This is a genomic window from Streptomyces sp. NPDC048484, from assembly GCF_040651415.1.
Lineage (GTDB): Bacteria > Actinomycetota > Actinomycetes > Streptomycetales > Streptomycetaceae > Streptomyces.
In genome coordinates, this window is the sequence record NZ_JBEZJY010000002.1 from 118931 (window position 1) to 145613 (window position 26683).

Genomic DNA, 26683 nt, shown 5'->3' on the forward strand with positions numbered 1-26683 from the left:
CCGGCGACTCTCTCCCGGAGTCTGGTTCACCCGCGATCCCCCGCCGTGCCCGCCGCATCCGAGGCCCCCGGAATCACTCCGACGGCGGCGCCCAGGTTCGCCGCTTCGGCAGCGGCTTCGCGTAACCGCCCGCGCGGCTCGTCGTGAGCCCCAGCGACACGAGTGACTCGGCGAGCTTCACCGCCGCCCCCACTCCGTCGACGACCGGCAGCCCCAGTTTCTCCCCCACGGCCCGCTGCAGACCGGTCATACCGGCGCACCCGAGCACCAGGACCTCGGCACCGGCGTCCCTGGCCCGTTCGGCCGCGGCGACGAAGGCCGCTTCCGTACGCTCCGGGTCGCCGAGGTCGAGAACACCGAGCCCCGTACCCACCACTACGGCGCAGTTCCGGGCGACCCCCGCCGTGTACAAGCTGTCCTCGATCTGCCCGGCCGAGCGCTCCAACGTGGTGACGACCCCGTACCGCCGTCCGAGCAGGCACGCGAGATGGGCGGCCGCCTCGGTGATGTCGACGACGGGTACGTCCACGAGTTCCCGTACGCCCTCGCGTCCATGCTCCCCGAAACCGGCCATGACGACGGCGTCGTACGGGCCCTCGTACGTCCGCAGGGTGTCGAGGACGGCGGCTGCCGACAGATAGCTGTCGAGCCAGCCCTCCGCGGACTCGGGACCCCACGCGGGGGTGAGTCCGAGCACGGTGGTGCCCGGGCCTGCCGCGGCCCGGGCACCTCGCACGATCTCCTCGGTCATCCCCTGCGTCGTGTTGCAGTTGGTGACGACGATCCGCACGCTCAGCCCTCCTGGGGAGCAGAAGCCGGCGCTGGGGACAGGGCTGGAGACGGGGCCTGCGACGCGGAAGCCGGAGACGGTTCGGTATCGGCATCGGCATCGGCATCGGCGGTCATGGTGGCGGCGCGCTCGGAGCGGCACAGCAGCGCGTACAGTCCGGCGGCCAGTGCCGTCCCGATGAACCAGGAGTACGGGGCCACGTCACTGAAGGTCTTCACCAGCGCGAGGACCGCCGAGACCGCCGCCGCGGGCAGGAACGCCCACAGGGCCTTGGGGTTGACTCCCTTGCGGTAGTAGTAACGCGATCCGGGCTCGGCGTCGAACAGCGCGTCGACGTCGATGCGGCCGTGCTTGACCCAGAAGTAGTCGAGCATGATCACGCCGAAGAGCGGGCCGAGGAAGGCGCCGAGACCACCGAGGAAGTAGTTGACGACGGTGGGGTTGGAGAAGAGGTTCCACGGGGTCACGACCAGCGCGGCGACCGTGCTGATCATCCCGCCGATCCTGAAGGTGATCTTCTGCGGCCAGACGTTGGCCAGGTCGTACGCGGGCGAGACGAAGTTGGCGACGATGTTGACACCCATCGTGGCGATGGCGAAGGTCAGCGCACCCAGGATCAGCACCCACTTGTTGCCGATCTCCGCGACGAGGTGGGCGGGGTCGGTGATGGCCTTGCCGAACACCTCGATGGAACCGGCCGTGACGATGACCGACACGATCACGAAGGCGGTCGAGTTGATCGGCAGGCCCCAGAAGTTGCCACGCTTGACGGTCCGGTAGCTGGGCGCGAAGCGCGAGAAGTCGCAGAAGTTGAGCATCAGCGTGCCGTACGTGGCGAGGATCAGCCCGATCGCGCCGAACCACTGCCGCCACTGCTCACCCACGGAGACCGGGTTCGGGGTCGAGGTGAGCGAGATGGTCCAGTCGGCCTTCGCGAGGATCCAGACGGCGAGGACGATCATCACGAGCCAGATCGCCGGGCCGCAGAAGTCCTGGAACTTCCGTACGGATTCCATGCCCTGGCTGATGATCAGCGCTTGGACCAGCCACAACGAGACGAAGGACACCCAGCCGAGCGCGTCGAGGCCGAGGAACGAGCTGTGCGTCCAGGACTCCAGGCCGGGCCAGGCCGCGAGCAGCATGATGTTGACGGCGACGGAGGCCAGATACGTCTGTATGCCGTACCACATGATGGCGATGACGGCCCTGATCAGGGCCGGGATGTTGGCACCCCAGACACCGAAACTGATGCGGCTGATGACCGGAAAGGGCACGCCGTGGCTCTGCCCGATCTTTCCCATCCAGTTCATGCCGACGTAGATGAGCACGAAGCCGACGAGCAGGGACGTGAAGATCTGCCAGACGTTCATGCCGAGTACCAGCAGTCCGGCCGCGAACGTGTAGTTGCCGAGGTTGTGGACGTCGGACATCCACATGGCGAAGAGGTCGAAGACCTTCCAGTTGCGCTTGCCCGCGGGCGCGAGGTCTTCGTTGGTGAGCCGGGGATGGGGGACGAACGCTGGTGCGCCGGTGGCCGCGGCGGGATCGGCGAGGGACACGGGGCCTCCATGAGCGTGAGCGGGGCATGGCGGGGGCGAAGCAGGGGGGCGGGTTGCGGATGCGGGGGCAGGTGCGGGGCATGGCCTGGGCGAGGGACGGCTGGAGGGCAGAAGGACGGTTGGAGTGCAGGAGCACGCGAGCACGCGAGAACAGGGGTAGCCGCGTATTTTGGTATACCAAACCGTGGTCATAGTCCCGCCCTTGGCGACATCTGGCCATGTCCGTGCGGTTACAGCTCGGTAAAACAGTCCCTGGGTCGGCGAGGATGGACGCATGAAGACGGTGGAACCGCTGGGGGCGGTGCGCGAACGGGTGCTCGGCTCGCTGCGGCAGGAGATCATCGCCGGGCGGCTTCTGCCCGGCGACCGGTTGGTCGAGCGCGAGCTGGCCGAGCGGTTCGGGGTCTCCCGGGTGCCGGTCCGCGAGGCGATCCGGGCCCTGGTCACCGAGGGCTTCGTCCTCTTCGAGACCCCACGCCGTACGGTCGTACGCCGGCTGACCCCCGCGGACGTCGCGGAACTCTTCGAACTCCGCGAAGCCCTTGAGGTGTACGCCACCGGGCTGGCCGCTCAGCGCGCCACCCGCGCCGACCTGGCCGAACTCGAAGAACTCCTCGACCGCGCGGCAGACGCGACCGACACCGACGACGCGGAGGCGATCACCGACATCAACACCCGCTTCCACGACCGGATTCTGGTGATGGCCGGGAACAGCCTGCTGATCTCCGTGATGGAGCCGGTCGACGGCCGGCTGCGCTGGCTCACCCGCCAGAACGAGGAGTGGCCCCAGCTCCTCACCGAACACCGCGAGTTGTACACGGCCATCGCCTCCGGCGACCGGGAGCGGGCCCGCGCCCACGCCCTGGCCCACGTCCAGGCCAACTACCGCTCGACCGTGCGCCACCTGTTCGGCGACACGGGCGCCGGCATCGACACGGGCACCGATACCGGTGCCGATTTCGAAGGAGAAGCGTGACTGTCCGTACGGCGATCGGTGCCGCGAGGACCCGGCCCTGCACGCTCGTCGTCTGCCGCGGCTGCTGCTGCGGCGACGCGCGCAAGTACCCCGGCTACGACCACGACTGGCAACTGGAGCGGCTGCGCGCCGCCGCCGACGCCTCCGGCGGCCGCCTCGCGGTCCGTACGGCGGACTGCCTCGGGCCGTGCGACCAGGCCAACATCATCGTCGTACAGCCGTCGGGCGAAGGGCGGAAGCGGGGCGGCCGGGCCGTCTGGATCGGCTGGTCCATGGGCGATGACTGCACCGACGAGATACTGCGCTGGGCGGAGGCCGGCGGGCCCGGTGTCGCCGCTCCCCCGGCAACCCTTGAGCTGCAGTTCGTACAGTCGGCGGGCGAACGGGACCGGGCGCGCCGTTAGGGGGTTGCCGCCAGTGGCGCCACCAGCCGATCCGCGGGAGGGCGGTTTCGCACCCGCGGGCCGCCCGTGACTGATCGCGCAGTTCCCCGCGCCTCTTAAACGGTCGGCAGCCCCGCTGCCCGCGCCGCCGTGCTCAGCACGTCCCGCAGCATCTCCGGGGTCAGCCGGCCGGTGAAGGTGTTGCGCTGGCTGACGTGGAAGCACCCGAACAGCTCCAGCGGCCGGTCCGGCCCCTCCAGCGCGACCCGCGCTCCGTGCGCGAAGGCCGGCCGGGGCCGGGGAAGCTTCCACCCCGCCTCGGCGAACGCGGGCAGCGCGGCCTGCCAACCGAAGCCACCGAGCACGACGACCGCGCGGATGGTGGGCCCGAGCAGTCGCAGTTCGCTCACCAGCCAGGGGCGGCAGGTGTTCCGTTCCTCGGGCGTCGGTTTGTTGGCGGGCGGAGCACAGTGCACGGGCGAGGTGACGCGGACGCCGTACAGGGCCAGCCCGTCGTCAGCTCTCTCGGACGTGGGCTGCGAGGCGAGGCCCACGTCGTGCAGCGCCGCGTACAGCACGTCCCCGGACCGGTCCCCCGTGAACATCCGGCCGGTACGGTTGCCGCCGTGCGCCGCGGGAGCGAGCCCGACCACCAGCAGCGAGGCGTCCGGGGGCCCGAAGCCCGGCACCGGGCGGCCCCAGTACGTCCAGTCCGCGAAGGCGGCCCGCTTCGTCCGGGCCACCTCCTCCCGCCACTCGACCAGCCGCGGGCAGGCCCGGCATCCGGCGATCCGCTGGTCCAGCTCTGCCAGGCTGCGCTCCTGCTCCATGCCCCCACGGTATGCCCGGCCGGAAGCACTGCCGGGAGTCCTGCCGCGAGCCCGTCCCCTCGCGACGGAAAACGACTCCGGCCCCACACCCGCCGAGGACTAAGGTCGGACCATGGCTTCAGGGACTCAGAGGAACGCGGACAACGAGACGGCGCTTGAGGACGATGGGCCGCTCACGGACGGCTCCACCGACGTCCACGTCGGCGGCGGCGCCCCGAGCGACGCCCACGCCGCGGCCGTCGCGAAGGCGGCCGCGCCCGCGAGCGGCGAGACCGTGCGTGTCGACAGCTGGCTCTGGGCCGTCCGCCTCGTGAAGACCCGTCCCATGGGCGCCACCGCCTGCCGCGGCGGCCACGTCCGGGTGAACGGCGAGCGGGTCAAGCCCGCGTACGCCGTCCGCGTCGGTGACGAGGTCCGCCTGCGCCACGCCGACCGGGAACGGGTCGTCGTCGTGAAGCGCGTGATCCGCAAGCGGGTCGGGCCCCCGGTCGCCGCCGAGTGCTATGTCGACAACAGCCCGCCGCCCCCGCCCCGCGAGGCCGTCGCCCCCGCGGGTACCCGCGACCGAGGCGCGGGCCGCCCCACCAAGCGCGACCGTCGCGACCTGGAGCGCCTGCGGAGTCTCGGCTCACCCGGCGGCGGCCCGAAAGCTCCGTAGGGACGACGCACGGAACGGCGTCCGGCCGGGGCCTGGACCGCCCCGCCGGACGCCGTGCGAGCTGCACGCTGCGTACCACTCCCTGCTCACCGCGTGCTCGGCGCGTCCTCAGCGGCGGCGAACAAGCCTGAGCAGCTCGGCTGTCTGCCCCCGTCGTGCCCAGGCGATCAGTGCGAGCGGCACGATCAGGATGAGCGGGGTCGCCGCGTACTCCCCGTCGAACACGGTGACCTGTGTGATGAACGCACCCACCATCAGCGCGCTCAGCGACACTGCTGCCACCGAGGCCAGTACGGGGATCACCAGCGCTATACCGCCGGCCAGTTCGAGGAGTCCGATGGTGTACATCCCCGCGCTGCCCCAGCCGATCTTGTCGAACGACTCGACCGCCGATGAGTGCGCGATGAGCTTGGGCACCGCACTCGCGATCACGTAGAAGAGCGCGAGCAGCACCTGCAGCCCCTTCAGGGCGAGGCGGGCGCGGCGGCCACGAGCGGTCGCGGACTCGGCGACGACGGTGCCGGACGGGGCGGAGGCGGCGGGAACGGTGGTCTCGGACATGGGGTCCTCCTGCGGATCCTGTGTGAAGCGGCTCGCGTTGCTGTCACAGAGGGAGACCGGCCCTTCATCCAAAACTCATCGCTCCACGAGGACCAGAATGACAACCACGATGGTCACGACGACCACGATGGTCACGACACCGAAAACCATCGCGCCCACCGCAGCCGTCGCAGCTGCCGCACCCGCCGCACTCCGACTCGTCCCCACGCCCGGCCGGCCGCAGACGTCACGCCTCCACAGGCACCGCCCGCACCCAGACCCGGTCCTCCGTCAGATACGTGTCGACCCTCAATCCCGCCTCCCCCAGCGCCTCCTCGAACTGCTCCTTGCTGAGCGGCCGGGCGAGGAACGTCTGCGTCCATACGGCGTCCGGGAACTCGTACTCCGCCCGTACCGAGTTGACTCCTTCCCCGGCCGGCTCCGCGGACAGCATCCGAATCGTGAACCCGCTCGGATCGACCCGCTCGCGCGGCAGTTCGCTGTGGTAGTTCTCGCCCTCGCGCTGGATCAGCACACAGCCGCCGTCCGCGACATGGCTCCGGCACACGTTCAGCATGCCGCGCCGAACCTCGACGTCGCCGGCGTGCACGAGGAACGACGCGAGCATCACCACGTCGAACCTCTCCTTCAGGTCCAGCGTCTCGATGGAGCTGCGTATCGTGCGCGCCCCGCGCACCCGCTCCAGCATCTCGGCGGACTCGTCCACGGCCGTCACCGTGAAGGCCCGGTCCAGGAGCGAATGGGTGATACGGCCCACGCCGCAGCCCAGTTCGAGAATGGTCGCCCCCGCCTGTACGGCCGAGGCGATGATGTCCGGCTCGTCGTAGACGGGCAGCCGCGAGTAGAGCTCCACCGCGCAACCGTCCGGCGTGATGGCACCGGGTCCGGAGCCTTCGTATCCCTCGCGCATCTCGATCGTCATACCAGCCGAACGGCCCGTGTCCGCCGCCTCGTTCCCGCCCCTCGAACCTCACCCGTTCGAGTGAGCGTGATCCGGCCAGGGAACTGACGGCCGACTACAGTGCGAACCATCCCTGCCCGCCGTACCAGTGACCGCCCGCCCGCAGATGGTCCCCCACCGCCCGCTCGGCCCTGGTCCGCCGGGGGAGGTCCGCCACGGGCAGCTCGGGGTCGCCGAAGACGAATCCGACGGGGGCCTTGTCGTCCGCCTTCGTCTCCTCGTGGGCGACCTGAAACCGCTCCTGGAAGCGCACGATGTTGGACTCGGCGGGCAGATAGCGCTTCAACTGCGGGTCGAGCAGCCAGGAGTGGCAGACCGCCGCTTCGTAGTGCTCGTCCGGGTAGTGGCGTGCGAAGAACTCCCGTGCCAGGTCCAGCGACCGGTCACAGGCCTCGGGTGACAGGGGCCCCCGGAAGTCGGCGATGTGCAGGCTCAGACAGAGTTCACCGGGGCCTGTGCCGAGTCCCGCGTCCGCGGCCGCCCGCCCGGTGTGCCCGCCCAGCCGCGCGCGCTGGAACTGCAACCGCCCCAGCTGGTAAAGCTCCCCGTGGAAGGGCAGGGCGATCCACCACGGCACGAGCAGCCCGGTCGTGCCGGTCCGCCGCCGCTGCACGGCCAGATGCCGGCCCAGGTCGGCGAGGGTGCGCCGGGACACGTCCGCCGGGATGTCCCGCTGCCGGTGGTAGGCGCGCACATACGGCAGCGCGGCGATGAAGACGAACACATGGAAGGTGCGGCCCAGCGCCCCGGTGGCCGCCGGGAACACCGGCGGCTCCCAGCCCTTGCCGATCTCCCCCAGGTCACGTACAAACCGGTCGACGCACCGCCCGAGCAGCGTCATCGCCTCCGGGTCCGCCGTCAGCCGGGCGCGCAGGGCGACCAGTTCGTTGACGCACTCGTGCGGCACGGCCAGGTCGAGCAGTACGTCCGGCAGCGCGATCGCGTCAGGAAGAGCCGCTTCCGTGCAGGGTTCGCCCTCGCTCTCCAGGTCCCTCAGCCATCCGGCGAGCTTCACGTCCGCCCGCAGCTCCTCCACCAGCACAGCCGCTCCCCATTCGTCCGCCCCCAGGTGAACCCGCACCACGAAGAGTACGTACCCGAAGCGGAGCTGGGCTCAGGAGTCGAACCGCGCTGCAGCCAGGTACTCCGGCTGCGGGTCCAGCGCCGCGGCCAGCCGGAAGTGGCGCATGGCCTGGCCGGGCTGTCCGGAGCGCTCATAGGTGCGGGCGAGCGCGAAGTGCGCGAAGGCGTTGTCCGGCTCGCGCTCCAGCACGATGGTGAACTCCAGCTCGGCGGGCCGCAGCTGCGCCGCGGCGAAGAAGGCCCGCGCCCGCAGCAGTCGTGCCGCCGTGTTCTCCGGATACGCGGCGATGACGTTGTCGAGCAGTTTCACCGCGCCCCGGGGATCCCGCGCGGCGAGCAACTGCTCGGCGGCTCGGAAGTCGATGACATGCGTCTCCGGAGTACGTCCGGCGAATCCGCTGGTCTCGGGCACGGCAGAATCCTTCCCTCACTGGCCGGCGTCAACGCCTCCGAGGCGCCCACTATTCCGGGGTCGCCCGAGCCCGCCGCACCAGGTCCGCCCACACCTCCCGTACACACTGCCGCAGCGCTTCCAGTGGCACGTCGTTGTCGATGACGACGTCCGCGATCTCCCGGCGCTTCTCCCGGGTCGCCTGCGCCGCCATACGGGCGCGCGCGTCCACCTCGGTCATGCCGCGCAGCCTCACGAGCCGGTCGAGCTGGGTCTCCGGGCTCACGTCGACCACGATCACGAGGTCGTACAGTCTCGCCAGGCCGTTCTCCGCGAGCAGGGGCACATCGTGCACCACCACGGAGTCCGTCGAGGCGGCCTCTTCCAGCTCGCGCGAGCGGGCGCCCACCAAGGGGTGCACGATCGAGTTCAGCACGGCGAGCCGGTCCGCGTCCGCGAAGACGAGTCTGCCGAGCTTCGGCCGGTCGAGGGTGCCGTCCGCGGCGAGCACGTCCTCGCCGAAGGCCTCGACGACCGCCGTCAGCCCGGGAGTTCCCGGTGCGACGACCTCCCGCGCGATCCTGTCGGCGTCGATCAGTACGGCACCGTGCTCCACGAGCAGCCGCGACACCTCGCTCTTGCCTGCGCCGATCCCGCCGGTCAGTCCCACTTTAAGCATGCCCAGCAGCTTAGGGGGCTGCCGCAAAAACGCCCTTGCAGGGGCGCGGGGAACTGCGCGACCAGCCACAACGCACCCGCGGACGACATCGGCCCACAGCACTACCCGCGTAGCCGCTCCACGGAGTGGCGGCTACGCATCTCCCTCCCGCTCCGCGAGGAACCGCTCGAACTCGAGGCCGATCTCGTCCGCCGAAGGGATGTCCATCGGCTCCGCGAGCATGTTGCCCCGCGTCTCGGCGCCCGCGGCGGCGTCGTACTGGTGCTCAAGTCCCTGGACCAGCGCGACGAGCTCCTCGTCGCCCTCCTGGATCTGCCGGTCGATCTCGGTCTGCGTGCGGTGTGCCTCGGTGCGCAGCCCGTGGGTGATCGCCGGCAGGACCAGTCCGGTCGCGGCCGTGATCGACTCCATGACCGTCAGCGCGGCGTCCGGATACGGGGAGCGGGCGATGTAGTGCGGCACGTGCGCCGCGACACCCAGGACGTCGTGTCCGGCCTCTATGAGGCGGTACTCGACCAGCGACTCGGCGCTGCCCGGAACCTGGGCCTCGTCGAAGGGGCTGCGGTGGCCGGGGGCGAGGTCCGTCCGGTTGCCGTGCGGGGTGAGGCCCACGGGGCGGGTGTGCGGGACGCCCATGGGGATGCCGTGGAAGTTCACGGACAACCGCACTCCGAGGCGCTCCACGATCTGCTGGACGGCCGCGGCGAAGCGCTCCCACTCCACGTCCGGTTCGGGCCCGGAGAGCAGCAGGAAGGGCGCGCCGGTGGCGTCCTGTACGAGCCGCACGTCCAGGGTGGGCTCCTCGTAGTCGACCCAGCGATCGCGCTTGAACGTCAGCAGCGGGCGGCGGGCGCGGTAGTCCACGAGCCGGTCGTGGTCGAAACGGGCCACGACCTGGTGGGGCAACGAGTCGAGCAGCCGGTCGACGATCTGGTCGCCGGTCTCGCCCGCGTCGATGTATCCGTCGAAGTGGTAGAGCATGACAAGACCGGCCGACTCCTGGGCCAGCGCCACGTCTACGACGGCCAGGCCCTTCGGCTCCCATGCGTACAAACCCTGCGGATCAAGCACTGTGACCGCTCCTCCTCGTGTTCCTAATCGACAACACGGGTCAGGACACGAGCATTCCCGGTTCACACCGCTTCGCCGCCGCCTCTTACCGGCTTGGCTTCTCATGCCGGCCGTCGGGCAACGCACCGCGGGCCCGCACCCAAGTGGGTGCGGGCCCGCGGTTACCAGCTAGCTATCGCTGGCGGTGAGCTTTCAGCTCTGGCCGCCGGCGAGCTTCTCGCGCAGAGCCGCCAGGGCCTCGTCCGACGCCAGGGCGCCGGAGTTGTCGTCCGACTCCGAGGAGTACGAACCGCCACCGCCGCCACCGGCGCTGCTGCTGCCACCGCTGCCACCGGAGGCGGCCGGAGCCGCACCCGGGGTGGTGACACCCTCGGCCTCGGCCTGGGCGTCCGCCTCGCGGGACTTGATGACCTGAGCCTGGTGCTGCTCGAAGCGCGTCTGCGCCTCGGCGTACTGGGTCTCCCACACCTCACGCTGGGATTCGAAGCCCTCGAGCCAGTCGTTGGTCTCGGGGTCGAAGCCCTCGGGGTAGATGTAGTTGCCCTGGTCGTCGTACGACGCGGCCATGCCGTACAGCGTCGGGTCGAAGTCGACCGTGGCCGGGTCGGCACCGAAGGCCTCGTTGGCCTGCTTCAGCGAGAGGCTGATGCGACGGCGCTCGAGGTCGATGTCGATGACCTTGACGAAGATCTCGTCGTTGACCTGGACGACCTGCTCCGGGATCTCCACGTGGCGCTCGGCCAGCTCGGAGATGTGGACCAGACCCTCGATGCCCTCGTCCACGCGGACGAACGCACCGAACGGCACCAGCTTCGTGACCTTGCCGGGCACGACCTGGCCGATCTGGTGCGTGCGGGCGAACTGCTGCCACGGGTCTTCCTGCGTCGCCTTCAGCGACAGGGAGACACGCTCGCGGTCCATGTCGACGTCGAGGACCTCGACGGTGACTTCCTGGCCGACCTCGACAACCTCGGAGGGGTGGTCGATGTGCTTCCAGGAGAGCTCCGAGACGTGCACCAGGCCGTCGACGCCACCCAGGTCCACGAACGCACCGAAGTTGACGATCGAGGAAACGACGCCGGAGCGGACCTGACCCTTCTGCAGGGTGGTGAGGAACGTCTGGCGGACCTCGGACTGGGTCTGCTCCAGCCAGGCACGGCGGGACAGGACCACGTTGTTGCGGTTCTTGTCCAGCTCGATGATCTTGGCTTCGAGCTCCTTGCCCACGTAGGGCTGGAGGTCGCGAACACGGCGCATCTCGACGAGAGAAGCCGGCAGGAAGCCACGGAGGCCGATGTCGAGGATGAGTCCACCCTTGACGACCTCGATGACGGTGCCGGTGACGATGCCGTCCTCTTCCTTGATCTTCTCGATGGTGCCCCAGGCGCGCTCGTACTGGGCGCGCTTCTTCGAGAGGATCAGGCGGCCTTCCTTGTCCTCCTTCTGGAGAACAAGGGCTTCGATCTCGTCGCCGACCTTGACGACCTCGTTCGGGTCGACGTCGTGCTTGATCGAGAGCTCGCGGCTCGGGATGACACCTTCGGTCTTGTAACCGATGTCGAGCAGGACCTCGTCCCTGTCGACCTTCACGATGACGCCGTCGACGATGTCGCCGTCGTTGAAGTACTTGATCGTCTCGTCGATCGCGGCGAGGAAAGCTTCCTCGTTGCCGATGTCGTTGACCGCTACCTGCGGCGTGGTAGAGGTGGTCTCGGTGCTGCTCGTCATGTGGGAAAGGGCTCCGGTACGGACAGTGAGTCGTAGGTACTGCTTACGCCGGGAGCCCGTTTCGCTCTGTACAAGGCCGGACAGCCAAGGAAGCGCCAGATCCGGATGGTGTTCTGTGACAAACACCGCCGGTGGCGCCTCGACAACCGAGGGGTCATACATACAGATGCGAGCGTTGCCTGCTACGTCTGAGGAGCGCAGGCCCGCAGCGCAACTTGTAGCATACGGGGGCAGCCGGACAGGGTCAATGCGCGAAGACGCACACCCGGGGCGGATCCCCGCATACCCGGCACAGGACCCACGCGGCAGCAGCCGCACAACGGGCAACGCCACGAGGCCACGCGGCTTTTGTGGCGCCTCTTTCGTGACCGCCGCCGGAGCGGATCGCACGGAAGAACCCGCAGATCAATACGAGGGAGCCGATCATCCAAGAGCCCGAGCAGACCGAGCCCGAGCAGACCGAGTCCGGGCGGCACGAGCGGCACGAGCCCGAGCCGTACGAGTCCGAGGCGACCCGGCGGGCGGCGGGGGGCTCCGAGAGTTCCCGGGCCAACCGTGGCTGGTGGGACCGGAACGCGGACGACTACCAGGTCGAGCACGGCACGTTTCTCGGCGACGACCGTTTCGTGTGGAGCCCGGAGGGCCTCGACGAGATCGAGGCGGAGCTGCTCGGCCCGATGGAGGAGCTGAAGGGGAAGGACGTACTGGAGATCGGCGCGGGCGCCGCCCAGTGCTCGCGCTGGCTGGCCGCCCAGGGAGCCCGTCCGGTCGCCCTGGACCTCTCGCACCGGCAGCTCCAGCACGCCCTGCGGATCGGCGCCGACAGCGTCCGGCTCGTGGAGGCGGACGCCGCGGCGCTGCCCTTCGCGGACGGCTCCTTCGACCTGGCGTGCTCGGCGTACGGAGCGCTGCCGTTCGTCGCCGAACCCGTGAAGGTCCTCAAGGAGGTGCGCCGGGTCCTGCGTCCTGGCGGCCGGTTCGTCTTCTCCGTGACGCACCCGGTCCGCTGGGCCTTCCCCGACGAGCCGGGGCCCGAGGGGCTGAGCGTGGCCGCCTCCTACTTCGACCGCACGCCGTACGTCGAGCAGGACGAAGAGGGAAACGCGGTGTACGTCGAGCACCACAGGACGGTCGGCGACCGCGTCCGGGACGTGGTGGCGGGCGGTTTCCGGCTGGTCGACCTGGTCGAGCCCGAGTGGCCCGCCTGGAACACCCAGGAGTGGGGCGGCTGGTCCCCTCTGAGGGGAAACCTGATCCCGGGCACGGCGATCTTCGTGTGCGAGCGAAGCGAGATGGGGGCACCCCCGGCCGGAGGCTGGGGGAGAGACTGAGCGTGTGATCCGTACTGAGCATGTGACCCTGTGATCCGTCATGACGCCCTGGACCTCCTGCCCGTACGCGGCGCGCTGCCCGGCCTGAGGGATGCCTTGGAGGCGCACGGCGCCGCGGTGCTCGTCGCGCCGCCCGGCACGGGCAAGACGACCCTCGTGCCGCTGGTGCTCGCCGGGCTGGTCGGCGAGGGGCCCGTACGCCGGGTCGTGGTGGCCGAACCGCGGCGGATCGCGGCGCGGGCGGCCGCCCGGCGGATGGCGTGGCTGCTCGGCGAGAAGGTCGGGCAGAGCATCGGCTTCACCGTGCGCGGGGAGCGGGTGGTCGGGCCACGCGTACGCGTCGAGGTCGTCACGACCGGGGTGCTGCTGCAGCGGCTGCAACGGGACCAGGAGCTGACGGGCGTCGACGCGGTCGTGCTCGACGAGTGCCACGAGCGTCATCTGGACGCGGACACGGCGGCGGCGTTCCTGTTGGACGTCCGGGCCGCCCTGCGTCCCGAGCTGCGGCTGGTGGCCGCTTCGGCGACGACCGACGCCGAGGGCTGGGCACGGCTGCTGGGCGACGCGCCGGTGGTCGAGGCGGCGGGCGTCTCCCATCCCGTCGAGGTGGTGTGGGCGCCGTCCGTGCGCCCTGTACGGCCGCCCCATGGGATGCGGGTGGATCCGGTGCTGCTGACACATGTGGCGTCGGTGGTGCGCCGGGCACTGTCCGAGCGCGAAGGGGATGTCCTGTGCTTCCTCCCGGGGGTCGGCGAGATCACGCGGGTCGCCGGGCAGCTCGGCGGGCTCGGTGATGTCGAGGTGCTTCAGGTGCACGGGCGGGCGCCGACGGCCGTGCAGGACGCGGTGCTGTCCGGCGGTACGCGGCGCCGGGTGGTCCTCGCGACGTCGGTGGCCGAGTCGTCGCTGACGATTCCGGGAGTGCGGGTGATCGTGGACTCCGGTCTGGCGCGCGAGCCGAGGGTGGACCACGCCCGGGGCCTGAGCGCGTTGACGACCGTACGGGCCTCGCAGGCCGCCGGGAGGCAGCGGGCCGGGCGGGCCGGGCGCGAGGCTCCGGGGACGGTGTACCGGTGCTGGGCGGAGGCGGAGGACGGGCGGCTGGCGCGTTTCCCGGCGCCGGAGATCAAGGTGGCCGATCTGACGGCGTTCGCCCTGCAGGCGGCCTGCTGGGGCGATCCCGACGCCTCGGGTCTTGCGCTGCTGGATCCGCCGCCGGGAGGCGCCATGGCGGCCGCTCGGGGCGTTCTGGAGGCCATCGGCGCGGTCGGCTCCGCCGGGCGCCCGACCGACCGGGGCGTACGGATGGCGCGGCTCGGGCTGCATCCGCGGCTCGGGCGTGCGCTGCTGGACGCGGCGGCCGCCGTGGGCGCCGGCCGGGCGGCGGAAGTGGTGGCCCTGTTGAGCGAGGAGCCGCCGCGGGAGTACGGGGACGACCTCGCCGCCGCCCTGCGGGCCGCGCGCCGTGGGGGCGACGCGTACGCCGGGCGCTGGCGTACGGAGGTTCGGCGGCTGCGGGCCGCGGCGGCGCCCGCGGCTCGGCCCGACGGCTCGCCCGCTTCGCATCGGCCGTTCGACGGCCGCGGGTCCGTCGGGGCCGGGCGCGCCCCGGCGGAGCCTCGCATGTCACAGCCCGAGCCTCGCATGTCACAGCCCCCCGCCCCTGGCGGGGCACCCCTGGCGGGGGACGCCACCGACGACGGTGCCGTCGGGCTTGTCGCCGCTCTCGCCTTTCCCGAGCGTGTCGCCCGCAAGCAGGGAGGCTCCTTTCTCATGGTGTCCGGGACCCGGGCCGAGGCCGGTGAGGGCAGTGGGCTGCGGGACGCCTCCTGGGTCGCCGTCGCGGTCGCCGACCGGCCGCTGGGCGCGGGGCACGCGCGCGTGCGGCTCGGGGCCGTGGTCGACGAGGGGACCGCGCGCCAGGCGGCCGGAGCCCTGTACGGCGAGGGGGACGAGGTGCGCTGGGACGCCGGGGACGTCGTGGCGCGGCGGGTCGAGCGGTTGGGGGCCGTGGAGTTGACGGTGCGGCCGTTGCGGAACGCCGACCCCGGGCTCGTACGGGCGGCGCTGGTCGAGGGACTGAAGGAGGACGGGTTCGGGTTGCTGCGGTGGTCGCGGGACGCCGAGGTGCTGCGGCAGCGGCTCGGGTTTCTGTACCACCGGGTCGGGGCCCCCTGGCCCGACGTGTCGGACGACGCGCTCCACGCGCGCGTGGACGAGTGGCTTGAGCCCGAGCTGGGCCGGGCGCGACGGCGGGCCGATCTGGAGCGCATCCACGCCGGACAGGCGCTGGGCCGGCTGATGCCGTGGGCGTCCGGGGAGGCGGCCCGGTTCGAAGAGCTGGCGCCGGAGCGGATCGAGGTGCCGAGCGGGTCCAGGATCCGGATCGACTACGCGGATCCCGAGCGGCCGGTGCTCGCGGTGAAGCTGCAGGAGATGTTCGGGGCGCAGGAGTCGCCGACGGTCGCGGGGGTGCCCGTGCTGGTGCATCTGCTGTCGCCCGCGGGGCACCCGGCCGCCGTCACCTCGGACCTCACGTCCTTCTGGAAGGACGGCTACCGGGGCGTACGGGCGGAGCTGCGCGGGCGGTATCCGAAGCACCCCTGGCCCGAGGACCCGGCGACTGCGCGGCCGACCCGGCACACGAACGCCCGCCTCAGGCGCTGAGCGGCTCCGGTTCCCGGCTCTCCGTGGGCGCGGGGTCGCCGGGGCGGCGGCTGCGGGCCTCCAGGTACAGGGACAGCGCCAGGAGTCCGAGGCCCAGGACGAGGAAGCCCCAGGGCAGGTACGAGGACATCAGCGCGACGAGGAGCCGCTGGGACTTGACCAGGTCGACGGTCGAGCGGATGTAGTCCTCGCGCATCTTCACGTGTCCGGCGAAGGCGGTCACCTTGTCGCGGTCACCGAGGAGGGTGCCGCCCCGGAGCTCCTCCCGGTGGATCTCCTCTCCGTAGACGGGTGCGCCGGTGACGGGTTCGACCCAGAACTTGCGGACCGTGGTGTACCAGCGGGTCGTGCCCGTCTTGGCGACCGACTCCGGAGTGATGCCTTCGACGGGCATGGTCCTGGGGAAGGGCACTTTGGTCCAGGGGATGGTCTGCTCGAAGTAGTAGACGTCGACGCCCCGGAAGTTCCGGGTGCCCTCGTAGTGGATGGGTGCGGTGATCCGGGCCTGCGCGTCGAAGTACTCGTAGTCCCTCTTCTCCGTCATGAAGGGCCATTTGAACTCGATGCCCTCGCGTTTGACGGGGTCGCCGTCGACCATCTCGCCGGTGGCGTGGACGGGTTCCTGGGTGTGCGCGTCGAAGATGTACCGCTCGGGGATCCTGGAGACCATCTTGCCGTCGGGGCCCTGGACGTAGGAGAGGCCGTCCCAGACGACGACGTCGCGGTTCGCGGTCCTCTCGATCCTCTCGGAGGCCTCGACGTTGCCCTTGAGGGTCTGCACGATGGTGACTTTGTCGACCTTCTTGGCGGTCATCGTGCCGTAGTCGAGGAGGGTCGCGTCCTTCGCCTCCAGGACCATGTCCTGGTACTGGTCGGCGGGGACCTTGGCCACGCGCGGGAAGGCGTACCAGCGCAGCAGCGGGGACAGGGCCGCGAAGAACACGGCGAGGGCGAGCAGGATCAGGCTGGCCTTGCGGCGCATCTCGCGGCCCTCCCTGTGCATTACGGGCGTCATGGATGGCTATGGGTGGCTACGGGTGACTGGGGACGGTGGTGAGCAGCGGCTCGGGCGAGGTCTTGCCCGCCGGTGACCCCATGGCCGTGATCGCGAGGACCAGCGCGAACGCGAGGGCGAGACCGGTCGCGGCGGCGATCAGGGCACGCATGCGGGCCTCCCGGCACAGGCGGAGCGGTCATGGAACTGATACATCGTCAGGTCGGGCACCGTAGCAACGGGCGGGCGAGATGAGAACACGTTGCGCACACACAGCGGCGCCCCCTCGCCTGTCGGGCGAGGGGGCGCCGCTGGTCCGTCTTCGGGCCTTCGGGTCTTCGGGTCTTCGGGCCTTGGGGTCTCTGGTGCTGGGGGCTTGTGGACCTTGGGGCTTGTGGGCCTTGGGGTCTAGGAGGCCGCCACCACCTTCAGCTCGACGGTCAGCGTCGCGCCGCCGGTCGTGGTGATCCGCAGCAGGTACGTGCCGGCCGTGTCGTCCGCGAACAGCTTCGGCAGCTTCAACAGACCGTTCGCCCCCGTCTTGAGGCCCGCGAGGGTGCGTACGGTCTTGCCGTTCGCGTCCTTGAAGTACGGGCCCTTGCCGTTCTCGGTCGCGTCGTCCGCCGACTTGATGAGCGTGGCGGTCGCGGCGACACCGGCCGCCGCGGCGCCCTTGTAGGTGGCCTTCACCTCGACCCGGTCCGCGAACTCGCCGCCCGGGACACAGGTCAGCGCGGTGTCGGCGGTGCGGGCGAGGCCGTCGGCCTGGCGGGCGGTGACCGTCGCCGCGTAGTCGAGGCCGGAGACGGTCCGGCCGACGACGGTGGCGCGGACCTTGAAGCCGCCGGTCTTCTCGCCCGCCTTGAGCGCGGGGGCGGTCGCCACGCCGCGGTTGTCGGTGACGATGGTCGCGACACTCTCACCGCCGCTGAAGGTCGCCTCGGTGTCGCCGGAGATCGTGAACCGGACCCGGACCTTGCCGACGGGCTTGCCGGCCTTGGTCTCGGTACGGGCGGTGATCTTCTCGGCGAAGGTGCCACCCGCGGTCGCGGTGAGCTTCCCGGTGCCCGCGTCCTCCAGGTGGTCCACGGTTTCGGTGGGCGTGGGACTCGGCGACGCCGGAGGCGTGCTGGTGGGCGGGGTCGGAGTGGTGGGCGGCCTCGGGGTGGTGGGCGGCTTCGGGTCCGGAGAGCCGCCGTCCGGGGCCTGGCCGCTGGGCGGCGTCGTACGTGGAGTGGTCGGCGTCGGAGTGGTGCTCGGGCCGCCCCTGCTGCCGCCACTGCCGCTGTTGCCGTCGCTGCGACCGGAGGGCAGCGTGCCCGTGCCGTCCGGAACCTCGTGGGTGCCCTTGCGGTAGTACTCCAGCCACGACAGGACCGTGTTCAGGTAGTCCGTCGAGTTGTTGTAGCTGAGGATGGCGCGCCTGAGGTCGGCACGGTCGGACAGGTCCCAGTCGAACCGGCACAGGTAGTGGCCGGCCGCGAGGGCCGCGTCGTAGACGTTGTTGGGGTCCTTCTTGCCGTCGTCGTTGCCGTCGCGGCCCGCCCACTCCCAGGTGGAGGGGATGAACTGCATGGGGCCGACGGCACGGTCGTGGGTGGTGTCCCCGTCGTACGCGCCGCCGTCGGTGTCGGTGATCCGCGCGAAGCCGATGCCGTTGAGGACCGGGCCGAGGATCGGGGTGGTCGTGGTGCCGTTGGCGTCGACGCGACCGCCGCGGGCCTGTCCGGACTCGACCTTGCCGATGGCCGCGAGGAGTTGCCAGGGGAGCTTGCACCCGGGCTTGGACTCGCCCAGCGACACCTCGGCCTTCTTGTAGGCGTCGAGGACCGTCGCGGGTATGCCGGCTTCGGCGTCGCCCGCGGCGCCGCTGCTCGCGCTGGGCGACGGCGTCGGGCTCTTGAGCGGCGGGAGGTCCGTGTAATAGGGCGAGTTGCCGGTCGCGCTGTCGTCGGCGTTCGCGTCGGGCGAGGGCTGCGAGTTGCCGCTCTGTCCGCCCTGGGAGGTGTCCGTGACGCCCGGAGCCTGGGATGCGGACAGTGCCGCGACCGCGAGCGCGGCCACGGCGGTGGTTGCCGCCCCCTTGACGACCCGCCTGCCGAATTGCGCCGCCATTGCGTGAACCCCTCCCGTGGACGATCGCCCGTGCTCCGCGCGTTCTTCTGCTGTTCGGTGCTGTGCTGATCGCTGCTGTGCGGCCGCACTCCCCAGTACGGCGGCCCAGGCGACACTACGACAACTTCTGCCGCGCAGACACCTGTTCGTGCCCGGTTTTCACCGGTTGGCCACATCCCGTTCGTCCTGCCCCCGTGACACCCGAACATGCCGGACCGCCGGGAACCGTTCCCGCATACTGGACGTCACCGATCAAGGGATGTCCAAGCCGTCCCAACGGCCAGGACCGTCCAGAAGACCGGCGGATCCGTCCGGAGAACCGCCGGTTCCGCCGGCTCAGTCGGTTCCATCGACTCCGGTCAACGTATCTCGCGGGGAGCCCAGTTGCCGTTCACTCTCAGCCATGCCGCGGCCGTCCTGCCTGCGGTGCGCGCCGACGGGTCCGGACGCGGCCGACTGATTCCGGCTGTGCTGGTGGCCGGTTCGTTCGCGCCCGACATGACCTACTACGCCGCGAGCGCACTGCCGGAGGCAATGGAGTTCGGCGACTTCACGCACTCGTTCACCGGGGTGTTCACGTTCGACGTCCTGGTCGCCTGCGCGCTCGTCGGCGCCTGGCTGGTGCTGCGCGAACCACTGGTGGCGCTGCTGCCGCGGGACCGGCAGGGGCGGATCGGGGCCTTCCTGCGCTGTGGTGCGCCGCGCGCCCGCCTCCGGCCGTCGCTCGCCCTGTGGTGGTACGTGTCCGCGGTGCTCGGCTCGCTGACCCATGTCGTGTGGGACGCGTTCACGCATCTCGACCGGTGGGGCATGCGGATCTTCCCCGTCCTGGGGCGGGACATCGCGGGCTCTCCTCTGTACTGGTACCTGCAGTACGGCGGTTCGGCGATCTCGGCCGTGGTGATCGTGGCGTTCCTGGTGGTGGCCCTGCGGCGGCAGCACGACACGGAGGCGATGGGGGTGCCCGTGGGGGTGCCTGTGGGGGTGCCTGTGCTTTCGGTGCGCGACCGCTGGCTCGCGGCAGCTTTGATCGGCGGCTGCGCGGCGGTGGCGGCCGTACAGCGCGCTACCCGCTGGTGGGACTACTGGGGGTCGCGGGCCGAGCTGTGGGAACTGATCCCCACCGTGTGTTTCGGGGCGGGGGCCGGGCTGGCCGTCGGGTTCGCCGCGTACGCCGTGGCGGTCAGGGTGTGGCGTCCGGCTCCGGCGCCTCCCGGCCCGGCGGAGGCCCGTACTGCGGCCCGTACGGAGCCGAGCCGTCCGGTTCCTCGCTGACCGCTGTCTCCGGAGTGGGATCGCGACCGGGATCGAGACCGCGGTCCTGGCCCTGGCCCAGGCCCCGGTGCACGACCTGGGCTATCCGCTCGATGGTGCGGACGCCGTACGCCTTCGTCGGGTTGTCGTGGGACAGGACGACGATCCGGTACGTGCGGCCCTCGCCGATGAAGGCGCCGACACTGTGGACGCGCCAACCATGGGTGGAGCGGGGCAGCCAGCCGTTCTTGACATGCGCCTGCACACCGCGCGGCATACCCGCGGAAACGCCCCAGCGCTGGTCGGCGCGGACCTCTGCGAGCAGTTTCAGGCCGTACGCGCGGGAGCGGAGGAAGGAGCGGGAGTTCGTCAGGACGTCCAACAGACGCATCTGGTCGGCGGCCGTGGTCCGGGTGAGGCCCCAGTAGCGGCCGGGGCCCAGGACGGTGGCGTGGGTACGGACGCGGGTGAGGAAGCCGTTGAGGTAGCTGTGGCCCAGGGAGGTCCACAGGCGCCGGGCGGCGGCGTTGTCCGAGCTGACGATCATGGGGCGGGTGTTCGTCGTCTCCCAGCGGGTCAGCCTGCGGCCCAGCTCCTCGGCACGCAGCAGCAGCCCCTCCATGATCAGCACCTTCGCGACGCTCGCGGAGTCGTACTGGCGCTCCCCGGCCAGCTCGCAGGTCAGGCCCAGATCGTCGTGCACGGCCACGGAGACCGTGCCCGCCCTCGACGACAGCGCCATCTGGATGTCGTGCGACAGACGGACCGCGAGGCCGGGCTCGTGGGGGGCATGGCAGGTGACGGAGTCGGTGGGGTCGTCGGGGAGGAAACGGTGGCTGGTAGCGTCCGCCGGCCGGGACCCGTCGAAGGTGCCCGGCGGGACGCGCCTGGTCGTGGCGCCGGCCGGGATCCTGGGGCTGGCGGCGGCTGACGAGACGGCGGAGACCGGCGCGAGAAGTACCGAGGCGAGGGCTGCGACGAGCACCGTGCGGCAGTGTCGTACGTACGGTACGTACCGCGTGCGCCGCGTGTTCCGTATGTTCCGTATGTGGGAACCCATGCCCGCATCCTCACGGCGGGTCCTGCCGGGGGCTTCCGGTCGGGGTCCACGCGGGTGACGGGCCCCTACGGGGGTTGGACGGGGTCGGAGATCTGGGGTGGTCGGGGGTACGGGGTGGTCGGGAGTATGGGGTGAGCCGGCGGGTGGGGTGGTCGGGCGGGTGCGGGCCGTCCGTGGCTGGTCGCGCAGTTCCCCGCGCCCCTTAAGAACCCGGGCCCGGGGTGCGGGGAACTTCACGGAGCGCTCCGTGAAACGTCAGTGCGCCGCCGACTCCCAGTCCGCGCCGGAGCCGACCGAGACGTCCAGGGGTGCCCTGAGCTGCACCGCGCCGGCCATCTCCCGTCGGACCAGTTCCTCGGCCTTCGCGCGCTCGCCCGGGGCGATCTCCAGGACGATTTCGTCGTGGACCTGAAGGAGCATGCGGGACTTGAGACCGGCCTCGCGCAGGGCCCGGTCCACGTTCAGCATGGCGATCTTGACGATGTCGGCCGCCGTGCCCTGGATCGGCGCGTTCAGCGCCATGCGCTCGGCCGCCTCCCGGCGCTGACGGTTGTCGCTGTTGAGGTCGGGGAGGTAGCGGCGGCGCCCGAAGAGCGTCGCCGTGTAGCCCGTGGCCCGTGCCTCGTCGACCGCCCGGCGGAGATAGTCCCGTACCCCTCCGAAGCGCTCGAAGTACGTGTCCATCAGGCCACGGGCCTCGCCCGCGTCGATGTTGAGCTGCTGCGAGAGGCCGAAGGCCGACAGGCCGTAGGCGAGCCCGTACGACATGGCCTTGATCTTGCGGCGCATCTCAGCGTCGACGCCGGAACGCTCCACGGAGAACACCTGTGAGGCGACCGTGGTGTGGAGGTCCTCGCCCGATGTGAAGGCCGCCAGGAGGCCCTCGTCCTCCGAGAGGTGGGCCATCACACGCAGCTCGATCTGACTGTAGTCGGCGGTCATGAGGGACTCGAAGCCCTCGCCGACCACGAAGCCGCGGCGGATCGCGCGGCCCTCCTCGGTACGGACCGGAATGTTCTGCAGGTTCGGGTCCTGCGACGAGAGGCGGCCCGTCGCGGCCACCGTCTGGTGGAAGGTGGTGTGGATGCGGCCGTCCGCGGCGATCGTCTTGATCAGGCCCTCGACGGTCACCCGCAGCTTCGCCTGCTCGCGGTGGCGCAGCATGGTGACCGGCAGTTCGTGGTCGGTCTGGGCGGCCAGCCAGGCCAGCGCGTCGGCGTCCGTCGTGTAGCCGGTCTTCGTCTTCTTCGTCTTCGGCAGACCCAGCTCACCGAAGAGGACTTCCTGGAGCTGCTTGGGCGAGCCGAGGTTGAACTCGTGCCCGACCGACGCGTGCGCCTCCTTCACGGCCTGCTGCACCGCGCCCGCGAACATCTGCTCCATAGCCTCCAGGTGGGCCCTGTCCGCCGCGATGCCGTGCCGCTCCAGGCGGGCGAGCAGCTCGGAGGTGGGCAGCTCCATGTCCTGGAGCAGGTCGGCCGCGCCGACCTCCTTCAACCGCTCCCCGAAGGCCTCACCGAGGTCGAGGACGACGCGGGCCTGCACCATCAGCGCGTCGGCCTCGGCTCCGTCGTCCGCGCCGAAGGCGAGCTGTCCGTCGGCGGTCGCGGCGGGCTCCAGCTCCCGGCCGAGGTACTCCAAGGACAGCGCGTCCAGGTCGAAGGAACGGCGGCCGGGCTTGACGAGGTAGGCGGCGAGAGCGGTGTCCATGGAGATGCCCTGGATGCTCCAGCCGTGCTCGGCGAAGACCCGCATGACCGCCTTGGCGTTGTGCAGCACCTTGGGTTTGTCCGCGTCGGCGAGCCAGCGCGCGAACGCGTTCTCGTCACTCTCGTCGAGCGTCGACGGGTCGAACCACGCGGCCGCTCCGCCGGCGGCGGCGAGCGCGACCTCGGCGACCGATCCCGTGCCGAGCGCCCAGGTGTCGACCGTGGCGACACCGAGAATCGCCGTGCCGTGCTCGGTGAGCCAGGGGCCCAGCTCGCCGGCGTCGAGGACCGTGCCGTCCACGGCCACGCCCGCGGCGGCCGGAGCCGCGTCCTCGGTCTCCTCCGCCCCGGGGTCGACGGCCAGCAGCCGCTCGCGCAGCGAGGGGTTACGGATCTCCAGGGTGTCCAGGACCATCGCGAGGGCCGTGCGGTCGTACGGAGCGCGCTCCAGGGCCGGGACCGTCTTCGGCAGCTCGACGTCGCGCACCATCTCGGTGAGGCGGCGGTTGAGCTTGACCGCCTCCAGGTGGTCGCGGAAGTTCTGTCCCGCTTTGCCCTTGACCTCCTCGGCGCGCTCGACCAGGTCCGCGAACGACCCGAACTGGTTGATCCACTTCGCGGCGGTCTTCTCGCCGACGCCTGGGATGCCGGGCAGGTTGTCGGACGGGTCGCCGCGCAGGGCCGCGAAGTCGGGGTACTGGGCGGGCGTCAGGCCGTACTTCTCGAAGACCTTCTCCGGGGTGAACCGGGTCAGCTCGGAGACGCCCTTGGTCGGGTAGAGCACGGTGGTGTGCTCGGAGACCAGCTGGAAGGAGTCCCGGTCGCCGGTGACGATCAGCACGTCGAAGCCCTCGGCCTCGGCCTGCGTGGCGAGCGTGGCGATGATGTCGTCCGCCTCGAAGCCGTCGACGGCGAACCGCTCGGCGTTCATCGCGTCGAGGAGCTCGCCGATCAGCTCGACCTGGCCCTTGAACTCGTCCGGCGTCTTCGACCTGTTCGCCTTGTACTCCGGGAACTCCCCGGAGCGCCACGTCTTGCGGGACACGTCGAACGCCACCGCGAAGTGCGTGGGCGCCTCGTCGCGCAGCGTGTTGGCGAGCATCGACGCGAAGCCGTAGATCGCGTTGGTCGGCTGGCCCGTCGCCGTCGTGAAGTTCTCCGCGGGCAGCGCGAAGAACGCGCGGTACGCCAGCGAGTGCCCATCCATGAGCATCAGCCGCGGGCGTCCTCGGCCGGAGGTCTTCTCGGTCTTCTTCGATGCTGTCTCTGCCACACCCCCGATCCTGTCACGCCCCACTGACAGTCGGCCCCGCCCCGCCGCCCTCGACCCGGTTGCTCACGTCGCCTCCTCCCCCGTCTCCCCCGTCACACCCCTGTCGGCCCCCTCGCTCCCTCTCGCTCCTCCTCGCACCGCCGTCGCACGGAGCGCGCGCGATCGTTCTCCGGACCGCGGCACGATCCGTGTCACTACCACGTGGGAGTATCGGAGACGTACCTCACACATGTGCTCGAAGAGGAGGCCGACATGGCCGGCAAGCCGCCCCAGAGTGATCCGGTTCAGGACGCACCGCAGGTCGCCGAACCGAAGCACACCGCGGCCGGACTGCCCGCCGTCGGGCACTCCCTGCGCATGGCCCAGCAGCAGATGGGTGTGAAGCGCACGGCGCTGACGCTGCTGCGGGTCAACCAGAAGGACGGCTTCGACTGCCCGGGCTGCGCCTGGCCCGAGCCGGAGCACCGGCACACCGCGGAGTTCTGCGAGAACGGCGCCAAGGCCGTCGCCGAGGAGGCCACCCTGCGCCGGGTGACCCCGGACTTCTTCGCCGAGCACCCGGTCGCCGACCTCGCGACCCGCAGCGGCTACTGGCTGGGACAGCAGGGCCGCCTCACGCAGCCGATGTATCTCGCGGAGGGCGCCGACCGCTACGAGGCGGTGCCGTGGGAGCGCGCCTTCGACATCATCGCCGAGGAGCTCACCGGCCTCACCTCCCCGGACGAGGCGCTGTTCTACACCTCGGGCCGTACGAGCAACGAGGCGGCGTTCCTGTACCAGCTGTTCGCCCGCGAGTTCGGCACGAACAACCTCCCCGACTGCTCGAACATGTGCCACGAGTCGTCCGGCTCCGCACTGAACGAGACCATCGGCATCGGCAAGGGCAGCGTCCTCCTGGACGACCTCTACCAGGCGGACCTGATCATCGTGGCCGGGCAGAACCCGGGCACCAACCATCCGCGCATGCTCTCCGCCCTGGAGAAAGCGAAGTCGAACGGCGCGCGGATCATCACGGTGAACCCGCTGCCCGAAGCGGGCATGGAGCGCTTCAAGAACCCGCAGACCCCCCAGGGCATGTTCAAGGGCGCCGCACTCACCGACCTGTTCCTGCAGATCCGCATCGGTGGCGACCAGGCCCTCTTCCGTCTCCTGAACAAGCTGATCCTCGACACGGAGGGCGCCGTGGACGAGGCCTTCGTCGGCGAACACACCCACGGCTACGAGGAGTTCGCCGAGGCCGCCCGCGCCGCCGACTGGGACGAGACGCTCACGGCGACGGGCCTCACGCGCGCGCAGATCGACGAAGCGCTCAGCGTGGTCCTCGCCTCGAAGCGCACCATCGTGTGCTGGGCGATGGGCCTGACGCAGCACAAGCACTCCGTGCCGACCATCCGCGAGGTCGTCAACTTCCTTCTGCTGCGCGGCAACATCGGCCGGCCGGGCGCGGGCGTGTGCCCGGTGCGCGGCCATTCGAACGTGCAGGGCGACCGCACGATGGGCATCTTCGAGCGCCCCGCGCCCGCCTTCCTGGACGCCCTGGAGAAGGAGTTCGGCTTCGCCCCGCCGCGCGGGCACGGCTACGACGTCGTACGGGCCATCCGCGCGATGCGCGACGACAAGGCCAAGGTCTTCTTCGCGATGGGCGGCAACTTCGTGTCGGCCTCCCCCGACACCGAGGTCACCGAGGCGGCCATGCGCCGCGCCCGCCTCACCGTGCACGTGTCGACGAAGCTCAACCGCTCGCACGCCGTCACGGGCGCGCGCGCCCTGATCCTGCCCACCCTCGGCCGCACCGAGCGCGACCTCCAGGGCGGGGGTGAGCAGTTCGTGACCGTCGAGGACTCCATGGGCATGGTGCACGCCTCACGCGGCCGTCTGGAGCCCGCCAGCAAGCACCTGCTGTCCGAGACCGCCATCGTGTGCCGCCTCGCCCGCCGGGTCCTCGGCGAGGACTCCCGCACACCCTGGGAGGAGTTCGAGAAGGACTACGCGACCGTCCGTGACCGCATCTCGCGCGTCGTCCCGGGCTTCGACGACTTCAACACCCGCGTGGCCGACCCGGCGGGCTTCGCCCTCCCGCACGCCCCGCGCGACGAGCGTCGCTTCCCGACCGCCACCGGCAAGGCCAACTTCACCGCCGCGCCCGTCGAGTACCCGAAGCTCCCCGAGGGCCGCCTGCTCCTGCAGACCCTGCGCTCGCACGACCAGTACAACACCACGATCTACGGCCTCGACGACCGCTACCGGGGCATCAAGAACGGCCGCCGGGTCGTCCTGGTGAACCCGGAGGACGCCCGCGAGCTGGGCCTCGCCGACGGCTCGTACACCGATCTGGTCGGCGAGTGGAAGGACGGGGTGGAACGCCGCGCCGCCGGCTTCCGCGTCGTGCACTACCCGACGGCCCGCGGCTGCGCCGCCGCGTACTACCCGGAGACGAACGTCCTGGTGCCGCTGGACGCCACCGCCGACACCAGCAACACGCCCGCCAGCAAGTCCGTCGTCATCCGTCTGGAACAATCGGCCACCAACTGAGCGTTCGCTTAGGAACGGCTCCGGGTGCGGGCTCCGGCCACACGCTCCGGACGCCGCTCCCAGGGCACGCTCGGAACG

At 70.9% G+C, this 26683-nt stretch carries 22 protein-coding genes; 7 read left to right on the plus strand and 15 right to left on the minus strand.

What is annotated here, in order from left to right:
* Nucleotides 1–73 precede the first annotated feature (73 nt).
* Nucleotides 74–790: an aspartate/glutamate racemase family protein gene (locus tag AB0D14_RS02350; protein ID WP_362773464.1), complete on the minus strand. Its 717-nt coding sequence runs from the start codon at nucleotides 788–790 to the stop codon at nucleotides 74–76.
* Between the two features lie 2 nt (nucleotides 791–792).
* Nucleotides 793–2349 carry an NCS1 family nucleobase:cation symporter-1 gene (locus AB0D14_RS02355; protein ID WP_362773467.1) on the minus strand — a complete coding sequence of 519 codons (1557 nt, stop codon included), beginning with the start codon at nucleotides 2347–2349 and terminating at the stop codon, nucleotides 793–795.
* Between the two features lie 274 nt (nucleotides 2350–2623).
* Between AB0D14_RS02355 and AB0D14_RS02360 the strand changes: the two genes are divergently transcribed.
* On the plus strand, nucleotides 2624–3325 hold the full coding sequence (locus tag AB0D14_RS02360; protein WP_362773470.1) for a GntR family transcriptional regulator: 702 nt from the start codon (nucleotides 2624–2626) through the stop codon (nucleotides 3323–3325).
* Nucleotides 3322–3729, plus strand: coding sequence for a (2Fe-2S) ferredoxin domain-containing protein (locus AB0D14_RS02365; protein ID WP_362773473.1), 408 nt, complete (start codon nucleotides 3322–3324; stop codon nucleotides 3727–3729). The genes AB0D14_RS02360 and AB0D14_RS02365 overlap by 4 nt, the downstream gene beginning before the upstream one ends.
* A gap of 95 nt (nucleotides 3730–3824) precedes the next feature.
* On the opposite strand, the gene AB0D14_RS02370 is transcribed toward AB0D14_RS02365, so the two are convergent.
* Nucleotides 3825–4538 (minus strand): uracil-DNA glycosylase, encoded by a 714-nt coding sequence (locus AB0D14_RS02370; RefSeq protein ID WP_362773475.1) that lies wholly within the window; start codon nucleotides 4536–4538, stop codon nucleotides 3825–3827.
* A 112-nt stretch (nucleotides 4539–4650) separates the two neighbouring features.
* On the opposite strand from AB0D14_RS02370, the gene AB0D14_RS02375 reads away from it, so the two are divergent.
* A complete protein-coding gene (locus AB0D14_RS02375; protein ID WP_362773478.1) occupies nucleotides 4651–5196 on the plus strand; it encodes an RNA-binding S4 domain-containing protein in 546 nt (181 codons plus the stop codon).
* Between the two features lie 108 nt (nucleotides 5197–5304).
* On the opposite strand, the gene AB0D14_RS02380 is transcribed toward AB0D14_RS02375, so the two are convergent.
* The 7 genes from AB0D14_RS02380 to rpsA all read right to left on the minus strand — a co-directional run bounded on the left by AB0D14_RS02380 (nucleotide 5305) and on the right by rpsA (nucleotide 11670).
* On the minus strand, nucleotides 5305–5757 hold the full coding sequence (locus AB0D14_RS02380) for a DoxX family protein (protein ID WP_362773481.1): 453 nt from the start codon (nucleotides 5755–5757) through the stop codon (nucleotides 5305–5307).
* Between the two features lie 226 nt (nucleotides 5758–5983).
* Nucleotides 5984–6667 (minus strand): class I SAM-dependent methyltransferase, encoded by a 684-nt coding sequence (locus tag AB0D14_RS02385; RefSeq protein ID WP_362773484.1) that lies wholly within the window; start codon nucleotides 6665–6667, stop codon nucleotides 5984–5986.
* Nucleotides 6668–6773: 106 nt separating this feature from the next.
* A complete protein-coding gene (locus tag AB0D14_RS02390; protein ID WP_362773904.1) occupies nucleotides 6774–7715 on the minus strand; it encodes an acyltransferase domain-containing protein in 942 nt (313 codons plus the stop codon).
* 117 nt (nucleotides 7716–7832) lie between these two features.
* Nucleotides 7833–8213, minus strand: a complete 381-nt coding sequence (locus AB0D14_RS02395) for a tetratricopeptide repeat protein (RefSeq protein WP_055513466.1) — start codon at nucleotides 8211–8213, stop codon at nucleotides 7833–7835.
* A 49-nt stretch (nucleotides 8214–8262) separates the two neighbouring features.
* Complete coding sequence (gene coaE, locus AB0D14_RS02400; RefSeq protein WP_362773487.1) at nucleotides 8263–8871, minus strand: dephospho-CoA kinase; 609 nt, start codon at nucleotides 8869–8871, stop codon at nucleotides 8263–8265.
* Between the two features lie 132 nt (nucleotides 8872–9003).
* Nucleotides 9004–9942, minus strand: coding sequence for a PAC2 family protein (locus AB0D14_RS02405; RefSeq protein ID WP_362773490.1), 939 nt, complete (start codon nucleotides 9940–9942; stop codon nucleotides 9004–9006).
* 192 nt (nucleotides 9943–10134) lie between these two features.
* Complete coding sequence (gene rpsA / locus AB0D14_RS02410; RefSeq protein WP_362773493.1) at nucleotides 10135–11670, minus strand: 30S ribosomal protein S1; 1536 nt, start codon at nucleotides 11668–11670, stop codon at nucleotides 10135–10137.
* 383 nt (nucleotides 11671–12053) lie between these two features.
* Here rpsA and AB0D14_RS02415 point away from each other — a divergent pair, with 383 nt between their 5' ends.
* Both AB0D14_RS02415 and AB0D14_RS02420 read left to right on the plus strand, forming a co-directional pair.
* Nucleotides 12054–13001, plus strand: coding sequence for a class I SAM-dependent methyltransferase (locus AB0D14_RS02415; protein WP_362773907.1), 948 nt, complete (start codon nucleotides 12054–12056; stop codon nucleotides 12999–13001).
* Between the two features lie 30 nt (nucleotides 13002–13031).
* Complete coding sequence (locus AB0D14_RS02420) at nucleotides 13032–15668, plus strand: ATP-dependent helicase C-terminal domain-containing protein (protein WP_362773496.1); 2637 nt, start codon at nucleotides 13032–13034, stop codon at nucleotides 15666–15668.
* Here the strand turns inward: AB0D14_RS02420 and AB0D14_RS02425 are convergent.
* The 3 genes from AB0D14_RS02425 to AB0D14_RS02435 form a co-directional block, all read right to left on the minus strand.
* Nucleotides 15658–16650: a DUF3068 domain-containing protein gene (locus AB0D14_RS02425; protein ID WP_362773499.1), complete on the minus strand. Its 993-nt coding sequence runs from the start codon at nucleotides 16648–16650 to the stop codon at nucleotides 15658–15660. The two genes, AB0D14_RS02420 and AB0D14_RS02425, sit on opposite strands and share 11 nt — an antisense overlap.
* A 49-nt stretch (nucleotides 16651–16699) precedes the next feature.
* A complete protein-coding gene (locus AB0D14_RS02430; protein ID WP_362773501.1) occupies nucleotides 16700–16834 on the minus strand; it encodes an SPW_0924 family protein in 135 nt (44 codons plus the stop codon).
* A 236-nt stretch (nucleotides 16835–17070) separates the two neighbouring features.
* Nucleotides 17071–18777 (minus strand): lytic murein transglycosylase, encoded by a 1707-nt coding sequence (locus tag AB0D14_RS02435; RefSeq protein WP_362773503.1) that lies wholly within the window; start codon nucleotides 18775–18777, stop codon nucleotides 17071–17073.
* A gap of 384 nt (nucleotides 18778–19161) precedes the next feature.
* On the opposite strand from AB0D14_RS02435, the gene AB0D14_RS02440 reads away from it, so the two are divergent.
* Nucleotides 19162–20052: a DUF4184 family protein gene (locus tag AB0D14_RS02440; RefSeq protein ID WP_362773504.1), complete on the plus strand. Its 891-nt coding sequence runs from the start codon at nucleotides 19162–19164 to the stop codon at nucleotides 20050–20052.
* On the opposite strand, the gene AB0D14_RS02445 is transcribed toward AB0D14_RS02440, so the two are convergent.
* Complete coding sequence (locus AB0D14_RS02445; RefSeq protein ID WP_362773506.1) at nucleotides 19961–21091, minus strand: serine hydrolase; 1131 nt, start codon at nucleotides 21089–21091, stop codon at nucleotides 19961–19963. The genes AB0D14_RS02440 and AB0D14_RS02445 overlap by 92 nt on opposite strands.
* Nucleotides 21092–21346: 255 nt before the next feature.
* Nucleotides 21347–24073: a DNA polymerase I gene (polA, locus tag AB0D14_RS02450; protein ID WP_362773509.1), complete on the minus strand. Its 2727-nt coding sequence runs from the start codon at nucleotides 24071–24073 to the stop codon at nucleotides 21347–21349.
* A gap of 252 nt (nucleotides 24074–24325) precedes the next feature.
* Between polA and AB0D14_RS02455 the strand changes: the two genes are divergently transcribed.
* Entirely contained in the window at nucleotides 24326–26605 is a 2280-nt protein-coding gene (locus tag AB0D14_RS02455) for an FdhF/YdeP family oxidoreductase (RefSeq protein WP_362773511.1), read from the plus strand.
* The last annotated feature ends 78 nt before the right edge of the window (nucleotides 26606–26683 follow it).

Excerpts from the sequence above, each read along its gene's own strand:
- AB0D14_RS02385 (WP_362773484.1), bottom strand. The coding sequence starts at position 6,667 with ATGCGCGAGGGATACGAAGGCTCCGGACCCGGTGCCATCACGCCGGAC.
- AB0D14_RS02425 (WP_362773499.1), bottom strand. The coding sequence starts at position 16,650 with ATGCGCCGCAAGGCCAGCCTGATCCTGCTCGCCCTCGCCGTGTTCTTC.
- rpsA (WP_362773493.1), bottom strand. The coding sequence starts at position 11,670 with ATGACGAGCAGCACCGAGACCACCTCTACCACGCCGCAGGTAGCGGTC.
- AB0D14_RS02375 (WP_362773478.1), top strand. The coding sequence starts at position 4,651 with ATGGCTTCAGGGACTCAGAGGAACGCGGACAACGAGACGGCGCTTGAG.
- AB0D14_RS02435 (WP_362773503.1), bottom strand. The coding sequence starts at position 18,777 with ATGGCGGCGCAATTCGGCAGGCGGGTCGTCAAGGGGGCGGCAACCACC.
- AB0D14_RS02360 (WP_362773470.1), top strand. The coding sequence starts at position 2,624 with ATGAAGACGGTGGAACCGCTGGGGGCGGTGCGCGAACGGGTGCTCGGC.
- AB0D14_RS02445 (WP_362773506.1), bottom strand. The coding sequence starts at position 21,091 with ATGGGTTCCCACATACGGAACATACGGAACACGCGGCGCACGCGGTAC.
- AB0D14_RS02455 (WP_362773511.1), top strand. The coding sequence starts at position 24,326 with ATGGCCGGCAAGCCGCCCCAGAGTGATCCGGTTCAGGACGCACCGCAG.
- AB0D14_RS02380 (WP_362773481.1), bottom strand. The coding sequence starts at position 5,757 with ATGTCCGAGACCACCGTTCCCGCCGCCTCCGCCCCGTCCGGCACCGTC.
- AB0D14_RS02430 (WP_362773501.1), bottom strand. The coding sequence starts at position 16,834 with ATGCGTGCCCTGATCGCCGCCGCGACCGGTCTCGCCCTCGCGTTCGCG.
- AB0D14_RS02370 (WP_362773475.1), bottom strand. The coding sequence starts at position 4,538 with ATGGAGCAGGAGCGCAGCCTGGCAGAGCTGGACCAGCGGATCGCCGGA.
- coaE (WP_362773487.1), bottom strand. The coding sequence starts at position 8,871 with ATGCTTAAAGTGGGACTGACCGGCGGGATCGGCGCAGGCAAGAGCGAG.